At 72.7% G+C, this 22,171-nt stretch carries 18 protein-coding genes and 1 pseudogene; 9 read left to right on the top strand and 10 right to left on the bottom strand.

Going from position 1 to position 22,171, the window contains the following annotated elements:
* The first annotated feature begins 13 nt into the window (after nucleotides 1–13).
* A complete protein-coding gene (locus ACSMXO_RS07000; RefSeq protein WP_455417102.1) occupies nucleotides 14–1,276 on the top strand; it encodes an MFS transporter in 1,263 nt (420 codons plus the stop codon).
* 162 nt (nucleotides 1,277–1,438) lie between these two features.
* Here the strand turns inward: ACSMXO_RS07000 and ctaD are convergent, their stop codons facing one another.
* The 4 genes from ctaD to ACSMXO_RS06980 form a co-directional block, all read right to left on the bottom strand.
* The gene (gene ctaD / locus ACSMXO_RS06995) at nucleotides 1,439–3,199 is read right to left on the bottom strand and encodes an aa3-type cytochrome oxidase subunit I (protein WP_346259428.1); all 1,761 of its coding nucleotides are present in this window, start codon (nucleotides 3,197–3,199) and stop codon (nucleotides 1,439–1,441) included.
* 333 nt (nucleotides 3,200–3,532) lie between these two features.
* Nucleotides 3,533–4,639: an FAD-dependent monooxygenase gene (locus tag ACSMXO_RS06990; protein ID WP_455417101.1), complete on the bottom strand. Its 1,107-nt coding sequence runs from the start codon at nucleotides 4,637–4,639 to the stop codon at nucleotides 3,533–3,535.
* A 165-nt stretch (nucleotides 4,640–4,804) separates the two neighbouring features.
* Nucleotides 4,805–5,902 carry a sugar kinase gene (locus tag ACSMXO_RS06985; RefSeq protein ID WP_455417100.1) on the bottom strand — a complete coding sequence of 366 codons (1,098 nt, stop codon included), beginning with the start codon at nucleotides 5,900–5,902 and terminating at the stop codon, nucleotides 4,805–4,807.
* Nucleotides 5,903–6,016: 114 nt separating this feature from the next.
* Complete coding sequence (locus ACSMXO_RS06980; RefSeq protein WP_346259431.1) at nucleotides 6,017–6,676, bottom strand: bifunctional 4-hydroxy-2-oxoglutarate aldolase/2-dehydro-3-deoxy-phosphogluconate aldolase; 660 nt, start codon at nucleotides 6,674–6,676, stop codon at nucleotides 6,017–6,019.
* A gap of 54 nt (nucleotides 6,677–6,730) precedes the next feature.
* On the opposite strand from ACSMXO_RS06980, the gene ACSMXO_RS06975 reads away from it, so the two are divergent.
* Together ACSMXO_RS06975 and ACSMXO_RS06970 are read left to right on the top strand one after the other, a co-directional pair.
* Nucleotides 6,731–7,654, top strand: a complete 924-nt coding sequence (locus tag ACSMXO_RS06975; RefSeq protein ID WP_455417099.1) for an IclR family transcriptional regulator — start codon at nucleotides 6,731–6,733, stop codon at nucleotides 7,652–7,654.
* A 245-nt stretch (nucleotides 7,655–7,899) separates the two neighbouring features.
* Nucleotides 7,900–9,036, top strand: a complete 1,137-nt coding sequence (locus tag ACSMXO_RS06970) for a GH12 family glycosyl hydrolase domain-containing protein (RefSeq protein WP_455417098.1) — start codon at nucleotides 7,900–7,902, stop codon at nucleotides 9,034–9,036.
* A 98-nt stretch (nucleotides 9,037–9,134) separates the two neighbouring features.
* Here the strand turns inward: ACSMXO_RS06970 and ACSMXO_RS06965 are convergent, their stop codons facing one another.
* A complete protein-coding gene (locus ACSMXO_RS06965; RefSeq protein ID WP_455417097.1) occupies nucleotides 9,135–10,136 on the bottom strand; it encodes a hypothetical protein in 1,002 nt (333 codons plus the stop codon).
* A gap of 169 nt (nucleotides 10,137–10,305) precedes the next feature.
* On the bottom strand, nucleotides 10,306–11,094 hold the full coding sequence (locus ACSMXO_RS06960; protein ID WP_455417096.1) for an aldo/keto reductase: 789 nt from the start codon (nucleotides 11,092–11,094) through the stop codon (nucleotides 10,306–10,308).
* A 74-nt stretch (nucleotides 11,095–11,168) separates the two neighbouring features.
* Between ACSMXO_RS06960 and ACSMXO_RS06955 the strand changes: the two genes are divergently transcribed.
* From ACSMXO_RS06955 to ACSMXO_RS06945, 3 genes are all read left to right on the top strand, one after another.
* Nucleotides 11,169–12,266, top strand: coding sequence for a DNA polymerase ligase N-terminal domain-containing protein (locus ACSMXO_RS06955; RefSeq protein ID WP_455417095.1), 1,098 nt, complete (start codon nucleotides 11,169–11,171; stop codon nucleotides 12,264–12,266).
* Between the two features lie 150 nt (nucleotides 12,267–12,416).
* Nucleotides 12,417–13,619 (top strand): threonine synthase, encoded by a 1,203-nt coding sequence (locus ACSMXO_RS06950; RefSeq protein WP_455417094.1) that lies wholly within the window; start codon nucleotides 12,417–12,419, stop codon nucleotides 13,617–13,619.
* A gap of 147 nt (nucleotides 13,620–13,766) precedes the next feature.
* Complete coding sequence (locus tag ACSMXO_RS06945) at nucleotides 13,767–15,263, top strand: MGH1-like glycoside hydrolase domain-containing protein (RefSeq protein ID WP_455417093.1); 1,497 nt, start codon at nucleotides 13,767–13,769, stop codon at nucleotides 15,261–15,263.
* Nucleotides 15,264–15,279: 16 nt separating this feature from the next.
* Here the strand turns inward: ACSMXO_RS06945 and ACSMXO_RS06940 are convergent, their stop codons facing one another.
* Nucleotides 15,280–15,672: a cupin domain-containing protein gene (locus tag ACSMXO_RS06940; protein ID WP_107267926.1), complete on the bottom strand. Its 393-nt coding sequence runs from the start codon at nucleotides 15,670–15,672 to the stop codon at nucleotides 15,280–15,282.
* A 641-nt stretch (nucleotides 15,673–16,313) separates the two neighbouring features.
* Here ACSMXO_RS06940 and ACSMXO_RS06935 point away from each other — a divergent pair.
* Nucleotides 16,314–16,775, top strand: coding sequence for a fibronectin type III domain-containing protein (locus ACSMXO_RS06935; protein WP_455417092.1), 462 nt, complete (start codon nucleotides 16,314–16,316; stop codon nucleotides 16,773–16,775).
* 126 nt (nucleotides 16,776–16,901) lie between these two features.
* Nucleotides 16,902–17,723 (top strand): annotated as a pseudogene (locus tag ACSMXO_RS06930) (NAD-dependent protein deacetylase); the annotation flags it as partial.
* 131 nt (nucleotides 17,724–17,854) lie between these two features.
* On the opposite strand, the gene ACSMXO_RS06925 reads toward ACSMXO_RS06930, so the two are convergent.
* From ACSMXO_RS06925 to ACSMXO_RS06915, 3 genes are all read right to left on the bottom strand, one after another.
* On the bottom strand, nucleotides 17,855–18,778 hold the full coding sequence (locus ACSMXO_RS06925; RefSeq protein WP_455417091.1) for a DMT family transporter: 924 nt from the start codon (nucleotides 18,776–18,778) through the stop codon (nucleotides 17,855–17,857).
* A gap of 255 nt (nucleotides 18,779–19,033) precedes the next feature.
* Entirely contained in the window at nucleotides 19,034–19,324 is a 291-nt protein-coding gene (locus ACSMXO_RS06920) for a HesB/IscA family protein (RefSeq protein ID WP_346259441.1), read from the bottom strand.
* A 326-nt stretch (nucleotides 19,325–19,650) separates the two neighbouring features.
* On the bottom strand, nucleotides 19,651–20,736 hold the full coding sequence (locus ACSMXO_RS06915; protein WP_455417090.1) for an NAD(P)-binding domain-containing protein: 1,086 nt from the start codon (nucleotides 20,734–20,736) through the stop codon (nucleotides 19,651–19,653).
* 82 nt (nucleotides 20,737–20,818) lie between these two features.
* Between ACSMXO_RS06915 and ACSMXO_RS06910 the strand changes: the two genes are divergently transcribed.
* Nucleotides 20,819–22,129, top strand: coding sequence for a phospholipase D-like domain-containing protein (locus ACSMXO_RS06910; protein ID WP_346259443.1), 1,311 nt, complete (start codon nucleotides 20,819–20,821; stop codon nucleotides 22,127–22,129).
* Nucleotides 22,130–22,171: the final 42 nt, after the last annotated feature.

Genomic DNA, 22,171 nt, shown 5'->3' with positions numbered 1-22,171 from the left:
AGGTGATCACCCGATGAAGCTCACGCCCTACCGGGACGCCCTGGCGCTGCCCGGGGTCCGGCCCCTGATGCTGCTCGCCCTGCTGGTCCGGATCCCCAAGACCATGACCCTGCTGGCGCTCACCCTCTACGTGGTGGAGCACCTCGGGCACGGGTACGCGGCAGCCGGGCTGGCGGGTGCCGCGATGACGGTCGGCTCCGCGCTCGGCGCGCCGGTGCTGGGCCGGCTGGTCGACCGCCGGGGGCTCCGGCCGGTACTCGTGCTGACCACCGTCGCCGAGGCCGCGTTCTGGTTCAGCTCGCCACTCATGCCGTACCCGGTGCTGCTGGGTGGGGCGCTGCTGGGCGGCCTGCTGACCCTGCCGGTCTTCTCGGTGATCCGGCAGTCGATCGCCGCACTGGTGCCGGCGGACCGGCGCCGGCCGGCGTACGCGCTGGACTCGATGTCGGTGGAACTGTCGTTCATGGTCGGGCCGGCCGTGGCGGTGCTGCTGGCGACCAGCGTGTCGCCCCGGGCCACCCTGCTGGTGGTCGGCGCCGGCATCGTCTTCTCCGGCCTGGCGCTGGTCTGGCTGGATCCGCCGACCCGGGACGACCGCGAGCCGGCCGTGCCGGGCAGGCCGCCGTCCCGCCGGGAGTGGCTGACGCCCCGACTGGTCGGGATGCTGGCCATCACCACCGCCGCCACCCTGGTGCTCGGCGGCACCGACGTCGCCGTGGTGGCGGTGCTGCGCGCCGCCGACCAGGTGCACTGGACCGGCGTGGTGCTCGGCGTCTGGGCCGTCTACTCCCTGGTCGGCGGCTTCATGTACGGCATGCTGACCCGGCCGCTCCCGCCGCTGGCGATCGTCCTGCTGCTCGGGATCTGCACCGTCCCGATCGGGCTCGGCGGTGCCCAGTGGTGGACGCTGGGCCTCGCCCTGCTGCCGGCCGGGGTGCTCTGCGCGCCGGCGCTCGCCGCCACCTCCAACGCGGTGAGCCAGCTCGCCCCGTCCGGGGCCCGGGGCGAGGCGATGGGGTTGCAGAATTCGGCCCTCACGGTCGGACTGGCCCTCGGTGCACCGCTGGCCGGCGCGGTCATCGACGCCTCCGGGCCGGCCTGGGGGTTCGCCGCCACCGGCCTGGTCGGCACGCTGCTCGGGCTGGCCGTCCTGCCCGTCGAGGTGCGCCGGCGGCGCGCGGCCGTCGGAGCCGACCCAACGGCACCGGACGCCGATCCGGCACCAGACGCCGATCTGGTCCCGCCACCCGCGCTGCGGGCCCCGGCCGAACCCTGAGCGCCGCTCGGCGCGGGTCCACCGACTGGATGCTCGACCTGCTGCCCGACTCGGCGTCGGACCCCTGAGCGCCGCTCGGCGCGGGGTCCACCGGGCAAACGCGCTCGCGGCCGGCACCGGAGGGCTGCTCCGGGTGCCGGCCGCGAGATCGAACGGGGTGGGCTACCGCTGGTCGATGTTGCTGGCGGTGTCCTCGGTGTAACTGGCGCCGTGATCGGACTCGCTGGTCAGCGGCTTGGCGCCGCCCTCGGGCGGGCCGGCCAGCGACTGCCCGCCGGCGGCCAGCTCCGGGAACTTCGCGTCGAAGGCCGGCCGCTCGGAGCGGATCCGGGGCATCCGGTCGAAGTTGCGCAGCGGCGGCGGCGAACTGGTCGCCCACTCCAGCGAGTTGCCGTGACCCCACGGGTCGTCGACCTCCACCACCGGACCGGCCTTGTAGGACTTCCAGACGTTGTAGAGGAACGGCAGGGTCGAGATGCCGGTGATGAACGAACCGATCGTGGAGATCATGTTCAGCGTGGTGAACCCGTCCAGCGGCTGGTAGTCGGCGTACCGCCGGGGCATGCCCTCGTTGCCGAGCCAGTGCTGCACCAGGAACGTGGTGTGGAAGCCGATGAAGGTCAGCCAGAAGTGCACCTTGCCGAGGCGCTCGTCCAGCATCCGGCCGAACATCTTCGGGAACCAGAAGTAGATGCCGGCGTACACGGCGAAGACGATGGTGCCGAAGAGCACGTAGTGGAAGTGCGCCACCACGAAGTACGAGTCGGAGACGTGGAAGTCGACCGGCGGGCTGGCCAGCAGTACGCCGGTGAGGCCGCCGAAGAGGAAGGTGACCAGGAAGCCGACCGACCAGAGCATCGGGGTCTCGAAGCTGAGCTGCCCCCGCCACATCGTGCCGATCCAGTTGAAGAACTTCATACCGGTCGGCACCGCGATCAGGAAGCTCAGGAACGAGAAGAACGGCAGCAGCACCTGGCCGGTGGCGAACATGTGGTGTGCCCACACGCTCATCGAGAGCGCCGCGATCGCGATGGTCGCGCCGACCAGACCCTTGTAGCCGAAGATCGGCTTGCGGGAGAAGACCGGGATGACCTCGCTGATGATGCCGAAGAACGGCAGCGCGACGATGTAGACCTCGGGGTGCCCGAAGAACCAGAAGAGGTGCTGCCAGAGCATCGGGCCGCCGGTGGCGGCGTCGAAGACGTGCGCGCCGAGGATCCGGTCCGCGGCGAGCGCGAAGAGGGCCGCCGCCAGCAGCGGGAAGACCATGATCACCAGAAGGCTGGTGACCAGGATGTTCCAGGTGAAGATCGGCATCCGGAACATCGTCATGCCGGGTGCCCGGAGCGTCAGGATCGTGGTGATCATGTTGACGCCACCGAGGATGGTGCCCAGACCGGAGATGGCCAGGCCGACGATCCACATGTTCGCGCCGACCCCGGGCGAGTGCTCCACGTTGCTCAGCGGGGTGTACGCGAACCAGCCGAAGTCGGCCGCGCCGCCGGGGGTGAAGAAGCCGCCCAGCGCCAGCGTGCCGCCGAACAGATAGAGCCAGTACGCGAAGCTGTTCAGCCGGGGGAACGACACGTCCGGGGCGCCGATCTGGATCGGCACCACGAAGTTCGCGAACGCGAAGACGATCGGCGTCGCGAAGAACAGCAGCATGATCGTGCCGTGCATGGTGAAGAGCTGGTTGTACTGCTCCGGCGACAGGAACTGGAGTCCTGGCCGGGCCAGCTCGGCGCGCATCAGCAGCGCCATCAGGCCACCGATCATGAAGAACGCGAACGCCGTGACCATATACATGATCCCGATCTGCTTCGCGTCCGTCGTACGCAGCAGCCGCGTGAGTGCCGAGCCCTTGACCGGCTGGCGGACCGGCCAGGGCCGGGTCACGATCGGCTTGGGTGCGACGGTGGTCACGAGTGGCCTCCGGTTCTCGTTAGTCCCACTCGGCACGCGCTGTTGATCTGCGAGCCGTACCTCGCAGGCAGAATAGTCCCCGGCAGCGGCGGGTCCCTCCTCGGGTACGCCCCGACCCGCCGGGACCGCCCCACCAGCCCCGCCCGGCACCGCCGCGCGGGGCGGCGGAACCCGCCGTCAGCCGGCTCGCCGCGCGGGCCGCAGCGCCCTTCGCGGGTCCCCGCGGGCGCAGCACCCTGCTCCGCACCGCCCGCTCCGGATCCCGTGGCCGCGCCGCCCGCTCTGGATCCCATGGCCGCGCCACCCGCTCCGGACCACCTGGTCCGCGCACCGTCACGCCGGGTCGACGAGGAGCCGGTAGTGCTCCTGGAAGATCCGGTTGCCCCGGATCCGCAACAGCGGGTCGCGCAGCGGCGGCGGTACGTCCCGGGTCCGGTCGCGGTCGCGGGTCCGGTCCAGCACCCACTTGATCCGGGGCCGGCGCCGGCTCTCGTAGCTGTCCAGCGCCTCGGGCACACTCGCCGACCGGGACAGCGAACGGGCCAGCACCAGCGCGTCCTCCAGGGCCATCGCGGCGCCCTGGGCCAGCGTCGGCGCCGTGGCGTGTGCGGCGTCACCGACCAGCACCACCCGGCCCCGGGACCACGCGCCCAGTTCCACCTCGTCGGTACGGGTCACCTGCACCTGGTCCATCGCGGCCAGGATGGCCGGCACCGGGCCGCCGTACCCGCCGAACAGTTCCCGTAGCCGGGCCAGCGGGTCGGCCGGTGGCGCGGTGCCGACCTCGTCGGCGTAGCAGTGCAGCCGGCCGGCGCCCATCGGCATCGCGACGAACGCGGCCCGCTCGCCGAGCAATCCGGTCCAGTCGTCGAGCGGCGGGCCGCCGCTGACCACGCCACGGTAGCCGACATGCCCCGCCGGCCGGGCCGGGCCGCCGAGCGCGGCCAGCGCGCGGACCGCCGAGCGGCGCCCGTCCGCACCGACCACCAGGTCGTACTCGGCCCGGCCGCCGTCGCCGAAGGTGACCGTGACGCCGTCCCGGTGCAGGTCGAGGGCGCGGACCTCGGTGTCGTACCGCACCTCGCCGCCGGCCCCGCTCAGCAGCACCCGGTGCAGGTCGGATCGGGGCAGCGCCCGGCACTCGCCGACCCCCGACCAGAGTTTGTCGAGGTCGACCTCGCAGAGTTCCCGGCCCTGCGCGTCGAAGAACCGCTGGCAGCGGATGACCTGGCCGAGCGGTCGCACCGGATCGTCCAGCCCGATCTCCCGCAGCGCCCGCTCGGCGTTGCCGGGCAGGTAGAGACCGATCTCGGGGGCACCGGCCCCGGACGACCGCTCGGTGACCTCCGGCCGGAAGCCGGCGAGCCGGAGGGTACGCGCGACCGCCAGCCCGGCGATCCCCGCGCCGACGACGAGAACGCGCAGGTGGGATGCGGCCATCTGGTGACGCCTCCGGAGGGATGGGCACGCGTTGAAGGCAAGACACTACTCCGCGCTATCACCCCAGGGAAGATCCGATCGGATGTGCCCAGCTCACGACCGGGTCGCCGGCATCGGCCACTAGATCAGCGGCGTCGGCCCCAAGGACCAGGTCGGGTCACCACCTCACCGCTGGACCCGGGCACCCGCCCCCCGGACGAGTGCCTCGACCTCCTTCAGGCTCGCCATCGAGGTGTCGCCGGGGGTGGTCATCGCCAGCGCGCCGTGCGCCGCGCCGTACTCCACCGCGCTGGCCAGGTCACCGCCGGTCAGCAACCGGTAGATCAGCCCGGAGGCGAAACTGTCGCCGCCGCCGACCCGGTCGAGGATCTCCAGGTCGGGCCGGTGGGTCGCCTGCACGAAGCCGCTTCCGGCGGACCAGGCGATCGCTCCCCAGTCGTTGACGGTCGCGCTGCGTACGGTGCGCAGCGTGGTCGCCACCACCTGGAAGTTGTCGTACTCCTTGGTGACCGCCTCGATCATCCGCTGGAAGTTCGCCACCTCCAGCTCGGCGAGGGACTCGTCGGTGTCCGGCACCGCGAAGCCGAGCGAGGCGGTGAAGTCCTCCTCGTTGCCGATCATCACGTCGACGTACCGGGCGAGTCGCCGGTTGACCTCCTGCGCCCGGGTCTGGCCGCCGACCGCCTTCCAGAGGCTGGGCCGGTAGTTCAGGTCGTACGAGATCAGGGTGCCGTGCCGGCGGGCGGAGGTCATCGCGGCCTCGATGGTCTCCGGGGTGACCTCGGAGAGCGCCGCGTAGATGCCGCCGGTGTGCAGCCAGCGCACGCCCAGGGTGCCGAAGAGGTGGTCCCAGTCGACGTCGTCCGGGCGGAGCTGACTGGCCGCGGTGTGCCCCCGGTCCGAGGTGCCGACGGCACCGCGTACCCCGAAGCCCCGCTCGGTGAAGTTGAGCCCGTTGCGGACGCTCCGGCCGATGCCGTCGTACGGCACCCACCTGACGAACGAGGTGTCCACCCCGCCGGTCAGGATCAGGTCCTCCAGCAGCCGTCCCACCTCGTTGTCGGCGAACGCGGTGACCAGCGCGGTACGCAGCCCGAAGCACCGGCGCAACCCCCGCGCCACGTTGTACTCGCCACCGCCCTCCCAGGCCCGGAACGCCCGCGCCGTGCGTACCCGGCCCTCGCCCGGGTCGAGCCGGAGCATCACCTCGCCGAGCGAGACCAGGTCGAAGCGGCAGTCGTCGGCGGAGCGGAGCGTCAGCATGGGCGGACCTTTCAGGCGGGCCGGACGGTGCGGGGACGGCGGTCAGCGGTGGAGGGTGCGGGACGGGAGCCGAGTCGGGCAGGCGCGGGCCGGGTCGGGTCGGGTCGGTCGGGCTCAGCCGGCGGAGCGGCTGGCCTCGACGGCGGCGGCGGTCAGCCGGGTGACCTCGTCCCAGCGCCCCTCGGCGAGCAGCGCGGGGGCGACCATCCAGGTGCCGCCGACGGCGAGCACGGCGGGCAGTGCCAGGTAGTCGGCGAGGTTGCCGGTGTTGACGCCGCCGGTCGGGATGAACCGGACCGACCGGAACGGGGCGGCCAGCGCCTTGACCATGCCGACCCCGCCGAGCTGCTCGGCGGGGAAGAACTTGACCGTGTCCAGTCCGGCGTCCAGCGCCATCTGGATCTCGGTGGCGGTGGCGGCGCCGGGAAAGACCGGCAGCCCGCGCTCCTGGCAGTGCCGTACCACCGCGGGTGAGAAGCCGGGGCTGACCACGAACCGGGCGCCCGCCTCGGCGGCCTGGTCGACCTGGGCCGGCGTCAGCACGGTGCCGGCGCCCACCAACAGGTCGGGGCGCTCGGCCATCGCCCGGATGGCGTCGGCGGCGGCGGCCGTCCGGAAGGTCACCTCGATGGCCCGCAGGCCGCCCTCGGTGAGCGCGGCGGCCAGCGCCGGCGCCGAGGCCGCATCCTCGAGGACCACGACCGGCAGGATCCGGGTCGCCGCGATGGTCTCTGGTACGCCGGCAATCTGTTCATCATGTTGAACGCTGGTCACATACGCGACCCTACTGCGCTCCCGGACACTGTCAAGCCGACTAGAGTGGCCGGCATGACGACGGGTACGACCAGCGGCGCGGAAATCCGGCCGGGTCCGGCCGGCCAGCCCGTACCCGGCCGGTCGGACCAGGCCGGCCCGGCACTGTCCGGCCGGTCGGACGAGGCCGCCCGGACGGTGCCGTCCGGCGCCACCGCTCCGCTCGGGGCGGTCGAGGCGTTCCAGCCGGTGAAGTCGGCCGGCCGGACCCTCGACGTGCTGGAGGCGCTGGCCGACTCGCCGCAGCGCCGCTCCCTGGTCGAGCTGGCCCGCGCGCTGGGGATCCCGAAGAGCAGCCTGCACGGGCTGCTGCGCACGATGATCCAGCGCGGCTGGGTGGAGGCGGACGCCACCGGCACCCGGTTCGGGCTGGGCGTACGCGCCCTCCAGGTCGGTGCCGCCTATCTGGAGGCGGACGACGCCACCGGCCTGCTGGCCGGGGTGCTCGACGACCTGGCCGGCCAGTTCGGCGAGACCGTGCACCTGGGCCGGCTGGACGGGCCGCACGTCGTCTACCTGGCCAAGCGAGAGTCGGTGCACCGGCTGCGGCTGTACAGCGCGATCGGCCGGCACCTCCCGGCGCACGCGACCGCGCTGGGCAAGGCGCTGCTGGCGCAGCGCACCGACGAGGCGGTGGACCGGCTGCTGAACTGGCCGCTGCCCGCGCTCACCCGACACACCATCACCGACCCGGAACTGCTGCACGCGGAGTTGGCCTCGGTGCGGGACCAGGGCTACGCGGTGGACCGCGAGGAGAACACCGAGGGCATCGTCTGCTTCGCGATGGCGGTGCCGCTGCACTCCCCGGCCGTGGACGCGATCAGCCTCTCCGTGCCGGCGACCAGGCTCGACGCGGACAGCGAGGAGCGGATCGTCGCCGCGCTGCACGGCGCGGTCCGGCAGGTGCGGGCCGCCCGCGCCCTGCTGGCCGGCGCCTGACCCGGCCACCGCCGCCGGTCGCCCTGCTTTCCGGTACGCCGTTCAGCCCGGCTGCGTTACCGCCATAACCGGCTCATCGACATGAACGACACCGGGGCGACTCTCGCCCAGTTGCTTTCCGATTTCAAGCATGTAAATGTGTCTCTGGCTGCCATGGGAGCGCTCCCTCGCACCACCCCGCCGCACCGCCCGGTACCTCGCGGCACCGCACCACTCCACGGACACCCACCACGCCAAGGAGCATCATGAGACGTTCCGTCCCCGTCTTCGCGGCGGTCGCCGGCCTGCTGGCCAGCGCCGCCATCGCCGTACTCAGCGCCGCCGGCCCCGCCCAGGCCGACGTCCAGATCTGCGAGCAGTACGGCTCGACCACCATCCAGGGCCGGTACGTGGTCCAGAACAACCGCTGGGGCACCACCGCCCAGCAGTGCATCAACGTCACCGACACCGGCTTCTCCATCACCCGGCAGGACGGCCAGGGCAACACCAGCGGCGCCCCCGTCTCGTACCCGTCGGTCTTCCTCGGCTGCCACTACACCAACTGCTCGCCCGGGACCAACCTGCCGATGCAGGTGAGCCAGATCAGCAGCGCCAGCAGCAGCATCAACTACAACTTCGTCAGCGGCGCCACCTACAACGCCTCGTACGACATCTGGCTGGACCCGACACCGAAGCGGGACGGCGTCAACCAGATGGAGATCATGATCTGGTTCAACCGGCAGGGCTCGATCCAACCGATCGGCTCCTCGGTCGGCAGCGCCACCGTCGCCGGGCGTACCTGGGACGTGTGGCGCGGGAGCAACGGCTCCAACAACGTCATCTCGTACCTCGCGCCGTCCCCGATCAACAGCTGGAACTTCAGCGTGCTGGACTTCATCAACGACGTCCGCAACCGGGGTGCCATCACCAACTCGTGGTACCTGACCAGCATCCAGGCCGGCTTCGAGCCGTGGATCGGCGGCACCGGCCTCGGCGTGAACTCGTTCTCCGCGTCGGTGAACGGCGGCGGCAACCCGCAGCCGAGCAACCCGCCCACCGGCCAGCCGACCAACCCGCCGGGCGGCACCCCCTGCCGGGTCGCCTACACGGCGAACTCCTGGAACAACGGGTACACCGCGTCGGTCACCATCACCAACACCGGCTCCAGCACCATCAACAACTGGTCGCTGACCTACAACCTGCCGTCCGGGCAGCAGGTCGGCAACGCCTGGAACGCCACCGTCACGCAGAGCGGATCGGCGGTGACCGCCCGCAACATCAGCTGGAACGGCACCATCGCACCGGGCGGCACGGCCTCGTTCGGCTACCAGGGCACGTTCAGCGGCACGTACTCCTCACCGACGTCGTTCAGCCTGAACGGCTCCCCCTGCACCCGCGCCTGACCCCTGCCTGACCCGCTCCCATCCAGCCGCCCCGTCCCGGGCACAGCTCCGATCGTGTGCTCCTACCACCCCGCCGGGGTGGTAGGAGCACACGCCGGTCAGCGGGTGGTGGGGCCGGGGCCCAGGTGGAGGCGTTGGCCGGGGAGGTGGGGGTGCAGCGTGCGGGGGTCGGCGAAGACCACCCGGCTCAGGTCGTGCCCGCCGGGGTCGCCGGCCAGCACGCCGGGCACCGCCGACAGCATCGCCGAGCCGGCTGGCGGCACCGTGGGCAGCGCACCCGGTTGCCCGGGCGGCAGCACCGGTGCCAGGGCGCAAAAGGCCGCGCGTACCCGGTCGGCGCGGTAGTCGGCCGGATCGTCGGTCGCCCGGAGCAGTACACCGCCGTGCCGCAGCGGGCGTACCTCGGCGAAGGCGCCGCTCGCCCGGAGCCGCTCCGGCCCACCCAGCTCGGCGACCAGTTCCCGGGGACAGACCGTCACCCACTCGTAGCCGCGCAGGTGCGTACGGCTCAGCTCGGCGGAGGATTCCGCGGACCGGCCGAGCGCCGCGTCCAGCATCGTCGCCGGGGAGAGCAGGCCGGCGTTGACCACAATCTCGCCGTACGCCGGGTCCGTCGCGTCGCCGACCAGCCGGGCCAGCTCGACCAGGGCCGGCAGCACCAGCGGCAGCCCTCCGGACCGTCCCTCGAAGCCGATCGAGATCTGCAGCCGGACGTGCCGCCGACCGGCGAACCGGGCCAGGAAGACGTCCAGTTCGGAGGCGATCGCGGTCGGCGCGACGTCGAACCACCTGGCCGAGAGCTGGGCGAAGTCGGCGGTGATCCCGTCCACCCAGCGTCCCGGCCGGCGGCGCCGCCCGCGCCCAGCGGCGTCCTGCTCGAACGCGGTCAACGAGGTGGTCGGGGCGGCGGCGCCGACCGGATGGACGAACGGCAGCAGCATCCGGCACACCTCGTCGTGCCACCAGCGGGCAAACGTTCCCAGCCAGCCCGGATCCTCGGCCCGGTCGAGGTAGAGCAGCCAGGTGACGAAGTCCGGCTCCGGCCCGTTCTCCTCCGGCCCGGGTTGGCCGAGGCCGCCGCCGAGCAGTTGGTCGTACATCCCGCACCTTCCCCTCGCGCCGCCACGCCGGGTCGACGGCCCCGGGGGCCGGACGGCGCGTGCGCGCGGTGCCCCGGGCGGCGGCTGCCGGTCAGGGTAGTCGCTCGGCGACGCGACGGCTCAGCGGCTCAGCCGGGGAATGCGGGGCTCAGTGCCGGGATGTGGCGGGTCAGCGGCCCATCGCGTCGAGCTGGCGCAGCTCGCTCTCGCTCAGCGAGAAGCCGAAGAGGTCGAAGTTCTCCCGGATCCGGGACGGCGTGCCCGACTTCGGGATCACCACGATGCCGTGGTCGATGTGCCAGCGGAGCACCACCTGGCCCGGGGTGACCCCGTGCCCGCGGGCGATCTCCCCGAGTACCGGGTCGTCCAGGTCGGTGGTCTTCAACGGGCTGTACCCCTCCAGCACCACGCCCCGCTCCCGGTGCTCGTCGAGCCGGCGCGGGTCGTGCAGTGCCGGACCCCAGCGGACCTGGTTCACCGCCGGAGCCTCCTCGGTCGCCTCGATCAGCATGTCGAGCTGGCCGGTGCCGTAGTTGCTCACCCCGACCGTCCGGGCCAGGCCCTCGTCCCGGACGGCCAGCAGCTCCCGCCAGCTCGCGATGCTGGCCCGGTCCTGCGAGGGCGGCCAGTGGATCAGCCACAGGTCGACGTACCCGGTGTCGAGCGCGGCGAGGCTGGCCGCGATGGTCTGCCGCTCCCGACCGGCCTGCTCCGGCGGAAGCTTCGTGGTGACGAAGATGTCCTCCCGGGGCACTCCGCTGTCCCGGATCGCCCGGCCCACCTCGTCCTCGTTGCCGTACATGGTGGCGGTGTCGAGGTGCCGGTAGCCGACGTCGAGCGCCTCCCGGACGGCGTCGTAGGCGCGGCGACCGTGAAGCTGCCAGGTGCCGAAGCCGAGCAGCGGCATCCGGACCTCGCTCGGCAACGTGACGGTGGGCTGGTCGATCGCAGAGGTCATGGTGGGTTTCTACCCGGGTACGCCCTGACCATGCATTCCGGCATCCGGCGCCGGATCGGCGGAGAATGGCCGGCATGGGTGACCGGCTGGACGAGTACCGGCGCAAGCGCGACCGGGCGCGCACGCCCGAACCGGTGCCGGAGCCGGAACCGGGCGCAGAGCCGGCCGCGGCGCGCCCCGGGAACCGGTTCGTCATCCAGCAGCACCACGCCCGGGCGCTGCACTGGGACCTGCGGCTGGAGCGGGACGGGGTGCTCGCCTCCTGGGCGGTGCCGCGCGGGCTGCCGCGCGAGCCCGGGCGCAGCCACCTCGCGGTGCACACCGAAGATCATCCACTGGAATACCTGGAGTTCTCGGGCGAGATCCCGGCCGGCGAGTACGGCGGCGGCCGGATGACCGTCTTCGACCGGGGCGACTACACCTGCGAGAAGTGGCGCGACGACGAGGTGCTGGTGGCGCTGCGCGGCGGGAAGGTCTCCGGGCGTTACGTGCTGTTCCGGGCGGCCCGGGGCGGCGAGTCGGGCCGGGCCGGCACCGGGCGCAGCGAGCGGGACTGGATGGTCCGCCGGCTGGATCCGGCACCGCCGGGTTGGCAGTCGATGCCGGAACGGGTCCGCCCGATGCGCGCCGCCACGGCGGCGAGGCTGCCGGCCGACGACGCGGCCTGGGGTTACGAGATGCGCTGGGACGGCCTGCGGGCCATCGGGTACATCTCCGGCGGCCGGCTCCGGCTCCGCTCCGGCGAGGACGACGACCTCACCTCGGCGTACCCGCAACTGCGGGAGCTGGCCGAGGCGCTGGCTCCCACCGAGGCGGTGCTGGACGGCGAGCTGGTCAGTTTCGACCGGGCCGGTCGGGTACGCCCGGCGGCGCCCCGCTCGGCTGGCCAGCGCCCTCCGGCCCGGGACGGCAGCCAGTACCTCATCTTCGACCTGCTCTGGCTGGAGGGGACGAGCAGCCTGGACCTGCCGTACGCCCAGCGCCGTGAACTCCTCGACGGCCTGGCCCTGTCCGGGCCGCACTGGCAGACGCCCCCGTACTTTCCCGGCGGTGGCCGGTACGCCCTCGACGCGAGCCGCGAGCAGGGGCTGGCCGGCGTGCTGGCCAAGCGGCTGGACGCCGGATACCTGCCGGGCCGGCGCAGTCGGCACTGGCTCGCCGTCGACAACTGACCCGACGCCCGCGACGCCACTTCGGCACCGGCGGTGCCCGACTTCCCGGTGGCCGGGGCGCGAAAGAGTGATCGAACACGCGGCCGTTACCGCGCGGGCCGGCCGCCCGGCAGGGATCATGGGAGAAACCGAGGTATCGGAGGCCGCCCGGTGTATCTGACGCACCTGCACTGCCCGCGCTGCGACACCCGCTACCCCGCGGACCGCCCGCAGAACCTCTGCTCGTGCGGCTCGCCGCTGCTGGCCCGGTACGACCTCGCCGAGGTGCGCAAGGCGGTGGACCCGGCCGCGCTGGCCGGGCGGTCGGCCGACCTCTGGCGCTACCGCGAACTGTTGCCGGTCGCCGAGGACCGGCACGTCACCACGTTCGGCGAGGGCTGGACCCCGCTGCTGCCGGCAGCCCGGTACGGCGAGTCGGTCGGCGTACCGGGTCTGCTGATCAAGGACGAGGGGCTGGTGCCGACCGGCTCGTTCAAAGCCAGGGGCGCCGCCGTCGGGGTGTCCCGGGCCCGCGAACTGGGCATCCGGCACGTGGCGATGCCGACCAACGGGAACGCCGGTGCCGCCTGGGCCACCTATGCCGCCCGGGCCGGACTGCGGGCCACCATCGCCATGCCGCTCGGCGCGCCCACCATCACCCGCCGGGAGTGCGTGGCGGCCGGTGCCGAACTGCACCTGATCGACGGCCTGATCGGCGACGCCGGCCGGTACGTCGGAAAACTGATCGCCGACTCGGGCGGCTCACCGGACGGGGAGATCTTCGACGTCGGCACCCTCAAGGAGCCGTACCGGCTGGAGGGCAAGAAGACCATGGGGTACGAGATCGTCGAGCAGCTCGGCTGGCGGGTGCCCGACGTCATCGTCTATCCGACCGGCGGCGGGGTGGGGCTGATCGGCATCCACAAGGCACTGCACGAGATGCGGGACCTCGGCTGGATCGGCGACACCCTGCCCCGGCTGGTCGCCGTGCAGTCCACCGGCTGCGCCCCGATCGTGCGCGCCTTCGGCGCCGGTGCGACCCGGGCCGAGCCGTGGGCCGACGCCTGGACCGTCGCCTTCGGCATCAACGTGCCGGCGCCGCTCGGCGACGAGCTCATCCTCGACGCGCTCCGGGACACCGCCGGTACCGCGGTCGCCGTCGACGACGAGGCGATCCTCGCCGACCTGCACGACTTCGGCGCCCGGGAGGGTCTGCTGCTCTGCCCCGAGGGAGCCGCCTGCCTCACCGCCGTCCGGCAGCTACGGGCCGGCGGCTGGATCCGCGCCGACGAGCGGGTGGTGGTGCTGAACACCGGCGCCGGGCTGAAGTACCCGGAGACCGTCGACGTGGACAGCCTGCCGGTGGCGGGATGACGTCGGCGATCTCCCGGTCGCGGCGCGACCTCGGCGACCTCCCGGTGACCGCACCCCGGCGGGTCGGCGCCGGTGGCCGGACCGGGGGCGGCGAGGTGGACCGAAATTTGACAACGACGGCGTACTGGCACTAGGCGTTGAGTGGTTATGTCTCACGCCGCGAAGCGCGTCCGGGCGACCGGATCGAGCGAACCAGTTGACGTACCGGAGCACCTCGGCGAGGCCGACGCGGAGACCTGGCGCGGCGCGGCCGCGATCCTGGCCACCAACTGGACCGGCACCCACACGGTGCCGTCCCGTACCCTCTATCCGCACCAGTGGAGCTGGGACGCCGGCTTCATCAGCATCGGGCTGGCCCACGTCGCACCGGACCGCGCCTGGCGCGACCTGCGCAGCCTGTTCGCGGCGCAGTGGCCGGACGGGCGGGTACCGCACATCGTCTTCGACCCCGGGGTCACCGAACGCGACTACTTCCCGGGCCCGACCTTCTGGACCGGCGGCGGTCCATTCCGCCCCGGTGGCGTGACGCACGACGGCGACCTCCCGGCCGCCAGCGTCGGTACGGCATCCGGCGGTCTCCCGAGCCCCAACGGCAGGGCGGCGTCCGGCGGCATCGGCGCGTCGGGCAACGGTGCCGGGCCGGTCAGGCTGAGCAGCGGGATAGTCCAGCCACCGGTGCACGCGGTCGGCGCCTGGGAGGTCTATCGGCGCGCGCCGGACGAGGCGGCCACGGCGGAACTTCGCTGGCTCTATCCGCGACTCGTCGCCCAGCAGGAATACCTGGCCACCGCCCGGGATGTCGGCGGCGCCGGGCTCGCCGCGATCGTGCACCCGTGGGAGTCCGGGCTCGACAACAGCCCGTGCTGGGACGAGGCGCTCGGCGCCGTACCGGTGGCCGCGGAGGTGTTGCGCCGGTACGCCCGGCGGGACAACCAGGTCGTCTCCTCCGACCACCGCCCCACCGACGACGACTACGCCCGCTACCTGGCCATCGCACTGTCGTACCGGGACGGGGGTTACCGGGACGCGGATCTGGCGGTACGGCATCCGTTCCTCGTCGAGTGCCCCGGGTTCAACGCGCTGCGTGGCGCGGCCGAGCTGGCGCTGGCCCGGATCGCCGAGGTGGTCGGCGCCGACCCGGCACCGCACCGGGACCAGGCCGCCGAGATCACCCGGCAACTGCTGGACCGGCTCTTCGTCCCGGCCACCGGGATGTTCCACGCGCTGGACGTCCGGACCGGCCGGCACAGCCCGGCCCGGTGCGTCAACGGGCTGCTGCCGCTGGTCCTGCCGGGGCTGCCGGCCGCGCAGGTGGCAAGCCTGGTGGCCGCGCTGGAGTCGACCCGGTTCGGGGTCGGCCCCATGCCGGTACCCAGCTACGACCGCTCCGCCGTCGACTTCGACCCGTTCCGGTACTGGCGCGGACCGGTCTGGTTCAACATCAACTGGCTGCTCCGGTCCGGACTGCGTACGCACGGCCGGGACGGGCTGGCCGACAAGCTGCGCTCGGCACTGCTCGACCTGGCCCGGAACTCCGGCTACTACGAGTACTTCCACCCCGACAGCGGTGCCGGGATCGGCTCTGCGGCCTTCAGCTGGACGGCCGCGCTCACCCTCGATCTCCTCGCGGAACCGATGGACTGACGCGGCCGTACCCCGGTCAGCTCGTCGGCGGCTCGTCCTTGCCGGCCTCCTCCATCGCGTCGGCTTCCTCCTTGGTGTGGTGCACCGCCTGGTCGGCGTGCTCCGGAGGGCCGTAGATCGTGTAGAGCACCAGCGGGTTGGGGCCGGTGTTGACGAAGTTGTGCTTCCGCCCGGCCGGTACGACCACCAGGTCGCCCTGGGTCACCTTGCGGGTCTGGCCGCTGACCCGGGCCTCCCCGGTGCCGCTGACGAAGGTGAGGATCTGGTCGATGTCCTCATGCACCTCCTCGCCGATCTCGCCGCCCGGCGGGATCGTCATGATGACCAACTGGGTGTGCTTGCCGGTCCACAACACCCGGCGGAAGTCCGGGCTCTCCTCGGCGACGGTAGCGATCGTGAAGTGCTCCATGGCCCCCTCCTTACCCAGGAAGCGGGGCGTTGATTCGGCGCCTCCTGGGACGGGTGTGGCCGCTGGGACGGCCGACGAACCCACCCGGTTCAGCCCCTACCAGGTCCGGCCGGGCATCGGGTTTGCTTCCGGGCACGGTGGGAAACCCCACACCTAGCCGGAACGACCGACGAGGCGGACCGGTCGAGCCAGGTCCCCGCTGGCGTACCGCCGATGGGCTGCGCGGGCGGGAGACGGCCAGAGCGCGGCGACGCCAACGTTCCACCGGCGGCGCCGCGCGCTCGTGGCCGGCCCCGCTCCACCTGCGGCCAGGCCCCACCCGAAGCAGGCCGGTCCCCGCGGTGCCGGGCCGCACCGCGGGGACCGGGGGACGCCCGGCCGGTGGCGCGCCGGCCTGACGTCGGTGTGTGGTTCAGGGGGTAGACGTACAGGTGGAACGCCTGGTCCGCGCGGCGATACCTGCCCGGTCGACATTACTCTCAGTCAACATCCGACCACACTTAGTACGCCTGTCCGATCGAGGACACGGGCTGCGACCCGACCGGAGGCGCCACCGCTGGACAACAGGGGAGCCGACATAGTTTGATAACTGTCAATAGGGGTCGGGCGCTGGAGCAGTCGTACTCAGAAAGGCTCTCACCATGCTCGGACGCAAGCTGCCCACCCTCCTGCACACCGCCCTCCTCACCGTGGCCGCCCTGCTGGCCCTGCCGGCTGCCCCCGCGCAGGCCGATCCACTGATCCCGCTCCCGCCGCCCGGCCAACCGGTGGCCACCGGCATCACCCCGACCGGCGCGACGCTGACCTGGGCGCCATCCGCCGGTCCGGTCTTCCGGTATTCCATGCAGCGGTTGGTGGACGGCGAGTGGCAGGGCTTCTCCTCGATGCCGTCCACCACCGTCACCTTCGTCGCGCTGACCCCGGGCACCGAGTACACCGTGGCGGTCCGCGCCGCCGCGCTGGTCGGCTCGGGCTACACCCTGAGCCCGCTCTCCGAACCGCTCACCTTCAGCACCCCGCCGGCCGAACCGGCAGCGGACGGGACCGCACCGTCGCCACCTCCGTCGGCCGGTACGGCAACTGCTCCCCGCACGGCACGCTGACCGGGGAGCTCGGCCGCACGGTTCCGGCTGAAAGGGCTCGGTGATCTGCGTTACCCCTGGCCGGTGCCGTACTCGCCACGCATCGGCGACTCGCCACGGCGGTGTGCGGCGAGGCAGCATGGACGGGTGGACAACCCGAGCGCCGAACGCTACGCCCCGCTGGCGCAACTGCTGACCGGTGGCGACGTGCTGGTGCTCAGCGGTGCCGGCCTGTCGACCGACTCCGGGATTCCCGACTACCGGGGGCCGAGCGGGGCGCTGCGCCGGCACACCCCGATGACGTACCAGGCGTTCGTCGGCGACCCGCTGGCCCGGCGCCGCTACTGGGCGCGCAGCCACCTCGGCTGGCGTACCATCGCCCGGGCCACCCCGAACGCCGGGCACCGGGCGGTCGCCGAACTCGACCGGCGCGGGCTGCTGACCGGCATCCTCACCCAGAACGTGGACGGCCTGCACCAGGCGGGCGGCGCCCGGTCCGTGGTCGAACTGCACGGCAGTCTGGCCCGGGTGATCTGCCTGGGCTGTGGCGAGACCACCGACCGCGGGACGCTGGACCGGCGGCTGCGGCTCGCCAATCCCGAGTTCGCCGCCCGGTCCGACACGGTGAACCCGGACGGCGACGTCGAGCTGCCGGACGAGCTGGTCGAGGGCTTCCAGACCGTGGACTGCCAGGCGTGCCCGGGCGGCATGCTCAAGCCGGACGTGGTCTTCTTCGGCGAGTCCGTACCGCCGGACCGGGTCCGGACCTGCTTCGAACTGGTCGAGCGGGCCCGGCTGCTGCTGGTGCTCGGCTCCTCCCTGACGGTGATGTCCGGCCGCCGGTTCGTGATCCGGGCCGCGAAGCTCGACATCCCGGTGGTGATCGTCAACCAGGGCCCGACCCGGGGCGACGACTACGCCGAGCTGACCATCGACGCACCGCTCGGCCAGGTGCTGCCGGAGCTGGCCCGGCTCGCCGACCCGGCCCGCCGCACCGCGGCGGCGGGCACGCTCGTTGAAGTCCCGTCGTCTCCCTCCCCCGTCCCCGCCCCGGCGCGGTCCCGGGCCGGAGACGGGGCGGTGGACGTCGGCCCGCGACTCTACGCCGGCGCGACCGGCGACCGGGCGGCGAGCACCACAGCCGTACCGAGCAGCGCCGCGCCGAGCAGGCCGACCGGGCCGAGCCGGTCACCGAGCAGCAGCGCGGCGAGTACCGCGCCGACCAGCGGCTCCAGCAGCGCCAGCAGCGCCGCGGTGCCGGGCCGGACGGTACGCAGCCCGCGGAAGTAGAGCAGGTACGCCACCGCGGTCGGCCCGGTGCCCAGCGCGACCAGCAGCCCGAGGGCGGCGGGACCGGGCGGGAAACCGAGCCCCACCGTGCCGGCGGCCAGTGGCGCCACCAGCAGCCCGCCGAGGGTGAAGCCGTACCCGGTGCCGGCGAGTTCGTCCAGTCCCGGCACCGGCCGGGCCCCGACCAGGGTAATCGCGGCGAATCCGGCCGCGGAGACCAGCGCGAGCAGCGCGCTGGAGAGCACCGCGAGTGCCCCGAAGCCGCCGGCCGGCAGCCCGACCAGCAGCGCCAGCCCGGCCACCGCCAGCGCGCAGGTTCCGGCGGTACGCCGGTCCACCCGGCGCCGGCCGGCGACCGCCTCGGCGCCGAGCACCAGCAGTGGGGCGGCGCCGATGGTGACCAGGGTGGCGAGGCTGACCGAGGTCAGCGACACCGCGCCGAAGTAACAGACCTGGTAGAGCCCGGCCAGTACGCCGAAGACGGCGATCCGGGTCCAGGCCGCCCGGCCGCGCGGCGGGCGGCGTCCGGTGAGGGCGAGGAAGGCCACGATCAGGATCCCGCCGACGGCCAGCCGGTATCCGGCGACCGCGACCGGAGAGAGCCCGGTGTGCCGACCCAGCAGGCTGCCGGTGAGCCCACCGGTGCCCCAGAGGGTGCCAGAGACGATCAGAAACCACAGGCCGGCACCGGACCGGTGGCGCACGGCGACCAGTGGTGCGGAAGAGGTGTGCATGAGGGTTCGCGCTCCTGCGACGAGAGGGGGAAATGGTCGCGGAAGCGGGGCGAGCCCAGGATCACCCGACAGGAAACAGCGCACCGGCCGGATCGGCACGACGCGCTGGGGTTGTCGCCCCGCTCAGAAGCGCGGGGGCGGGGTGATCGGGAAGCAGCGATGCACGGCTGGACTGTACCTGACCAGGACCGGGCCACCCGCCGGTGATCCCAGCCGGCGGGAGGCCCGATCCAGGTCGAAGGTCCGGGCTACGGGTCAGGTCGTCGGGCCCTGCTCCGCGAAGCCGAACTGCACCGCACCCTGTGCGTCCACCGCGGCGTCCAGGGCCTTGTCGTCGAGAATCTGCGCGGCCTGCGGGTCGAGGAAGACCCGGGCGCCGTCGCTGTCCACCACCTGGTCACCCTGGGCGGGACTCTCCGCCAGGGTGAGGTTGAGCGACCCGGCGGTGAGGTCGCTGGCGATACGCAGGCCGGCGCCGTCCGGCACCTCCTGTTGTGCGGTCAGGTCCCGGATCACGAGTACGGCGTTCTCGGTCATGGTGAGCATGCAGACTCCTCGTGGATTTTTCGTGTGCTCGGCCCGTGCGCCCATCCGGCGGGCGTGCCCCGGGCACCCGCGTCAGGCCAACTGGGCCCTACAGCGCGACGGCCATCGGTCATGTAGCCAGCCCGTTCGTCTGGTCCACCCGCTGCGCGGACCGGGCTGACGCCTGGGTACGGCCGGTGCACGTCGCGCCGAGCCCCCAACTCGTGGCGACAGGCCGTACTTGCCCTACGTTGCCGCTTCCAGCCCGATTCGTCAAATGCGGTGAGCCGCCCGGCGGGGCGTGTTAGGGCGCTCCGCCGGTCCGCTCGGCAGGACGTCTCAGCAGGTCAGCGCGGCATTCCGGCCGGAGCCGACGCCGCGTCGAGCAGCCGCCTTATCTCCCGTACGGCGGACCGGCCGGCCCGGTTCGCGCCGATCGTGCTCGCCGACGGTCCGTACCCGATCAGGTGCACCCGGTCGTCGGCGACCACCCGGGTCCCGTCCATCACAATTCCCCCGCCCGGCCCCCGCAACCGCAGCGGCGCGAGATGGTCGAGGGCGGCCCGGAATCCGGTGCACCAGAGGATCACGTCGGCGGCGAAGCTGGTGCCGTCGGGCCAGACGACGCCGTCCGGGGTGATCCGGGCGAACATCGGCAGCCGGTGCAGCAGGCCCTGTGCCCGCATCCGGCGCAGTTGCTCCGTCCACACCAGACCGGTCGCGGCGACGACACTGGCCGGCGGCAGTCCGGCCCGGACCCGGGCGTCGACCCGGGCGACCGCGGCCCGACCCCACTCCGGGGTGTACGCACCCTCGACGATCACCGGCGGCCGTCGGGTGACCCAGCGGGTCTCGGCGGCGACCGTGGCGATCTCGTCCAGCAACTGGAGGGCGGAGGTGCCGCCGCCGACCACCACCACCCGGCGGCCGGCGAACTCGGCCGGTCCCCGGTAGTCGGCGGTGTGCAACTGCCGGCCGGCGAACGACTCCTGGCCGGGATAGTACGGCCAGAACGGGTGCCGCCAGGTCCCGGTCGCGTTGACCAGCGCCCGGGTACGCCACCGCCCGGCGTCGGTCCGCACCTCGAGTCGGCCGTCGTCCCGGTCGTGCACCGCGGTCACGTTCACCGGGCGGTGCACCGGCAGGCCGAACTCCCGCTCGTACCCGGCGAAGTAGTCCGCGACCACCTCGGCGGCCGGCCGGTCCGGATCGAACTCCCCGAGCGCTCGGCCGGGCAGGTCGTGCACGCCGTGCACGGCGGACATCCGCAGCGTCGGCCAGCGGTCCCGCCAGGCGCCGCCCGGTCCGGCGCCGCCGTCCAGCAGCACGTAGCCGGTCTCCGGCGCGAATCCGCTCCGGCCGAGGAAGTAGCCGGCGGAGAGTCCCGCCTGACCGGCCCCGATCACCACCACGTCCACGTCCCGACCGCTCACCTCCGGGGCAACCGCGCCGGGCGGCCGATCCGTACCGGGAACGGAGGTTCCGTCGGTCACAGTTCGGTGCAATCATCTAGCCATGCGGATGCGTAGATTTTCGCCACGTCTGGTCGCCCGGTCGGCACTCGTCTTCATCCTCGCCGCCGGCACGCTCGGGGCACCGGCGCTGGGCGCGGGGCCGGCCAGCGCGGCCGAGCCGGATCCGACGATGAACGACGCGGTCTTCAACCGGCCGACCGGCACGGCCGCGCAGCAGAACGCGATCTTCATCCAGCTCGCCCGGATCATCGACCGGGTACCGGCCGGCGGCGAGATCCAGATGTCCTGGTTCGGGTTCGGCGTCACCGACGTCACCGACTCGGAGACCACTCCCGACCTGCCCGGACGGCTGCTGAACGCGCACCAGCGGGGGGTACGCGTCAAAATCATCCTGGATCACGAGCAGGTCAGCCAGCGGCCCTACCAGCGGCTGCTCCCGGTGCTCGGCAGCAACGACACCGCCGGGTCGTACATCGTGCACTGCGCCGACCAGTTCCCCAGCGCCGACCGGGGCTGCATCGGCACCCGCCGGATCGACTACACCGACTCGTCGGTGACGGCCTACAACCACAACAAGTTCCTGATCGCGTCCAGCATCGTGCTCAACAGCGGCTCGACGGTGTCCAACGTGGTCTTCCAGGGCTCGGCGAACCTGGGCTGGTGGGACGCGAACGAGGCGTACAACAACGGGCTGACCTTCAGCGACGCCACCACCTACCAGGCGTACCGGCAGTACTTCGCGGACCTGCGGTCGTACCGCTACAACTCGGCCGGCAACAACAACTACTACTGGGGCACCCCGACCGGTACGACGTACCGGGCGTACTTCTTCCCCCGGCGGGAGCGCTCCGGGCAGCCGGTCAGCGACCCGGCCACCGACACCATCGTCAGCGTGCTCGACTCGGTCGCCTCCTGCTCGTACGACGACAACGGCACCCGCCGGCAGACCGACGTACGGGTCAACATGTTCTCGTTCAACCGCCCCGAGGTGGCCAAGAAGCTCACCGCGCTGCGCAACGCCGGCTGCTGGGTCGACGTCGTCTACAGCGAGGCGAACGCCGGGGTGCTGAACGCGCTGGGCAGCAACGTCCAGCTCACCCGGTGCAACTACAACGTCGGGCCGGGCCGGGACATCCGGACGCACAACAAATACATGATCATCGACGGCGCGTACGACGACGACATCGTGCCCCGGGTCTTCACCGGCAGCCACAACTACAACGTCTCCGCGCTGCGCCAGGCCGACGAGGCGATGCTGCGGGTGATGGGCCGGGGCATCCACGACGACTACCTCAGCGACTTCTGGCACGTCCGGGACACCTGCCGGGCCAACGGCGGCGCGATCCGCTGAGCCGGTGCACCACCGCGATCCCCGTGATCCGGGTCGAGCACG

This window comes from Plantactinospora sp. DSM 117369, from assembly GCF_053764795.1.
Note: the sequence above shows the minus strand (reverse complement) of the source record. Positions and strands in the feature narration are given on the sequence as shown.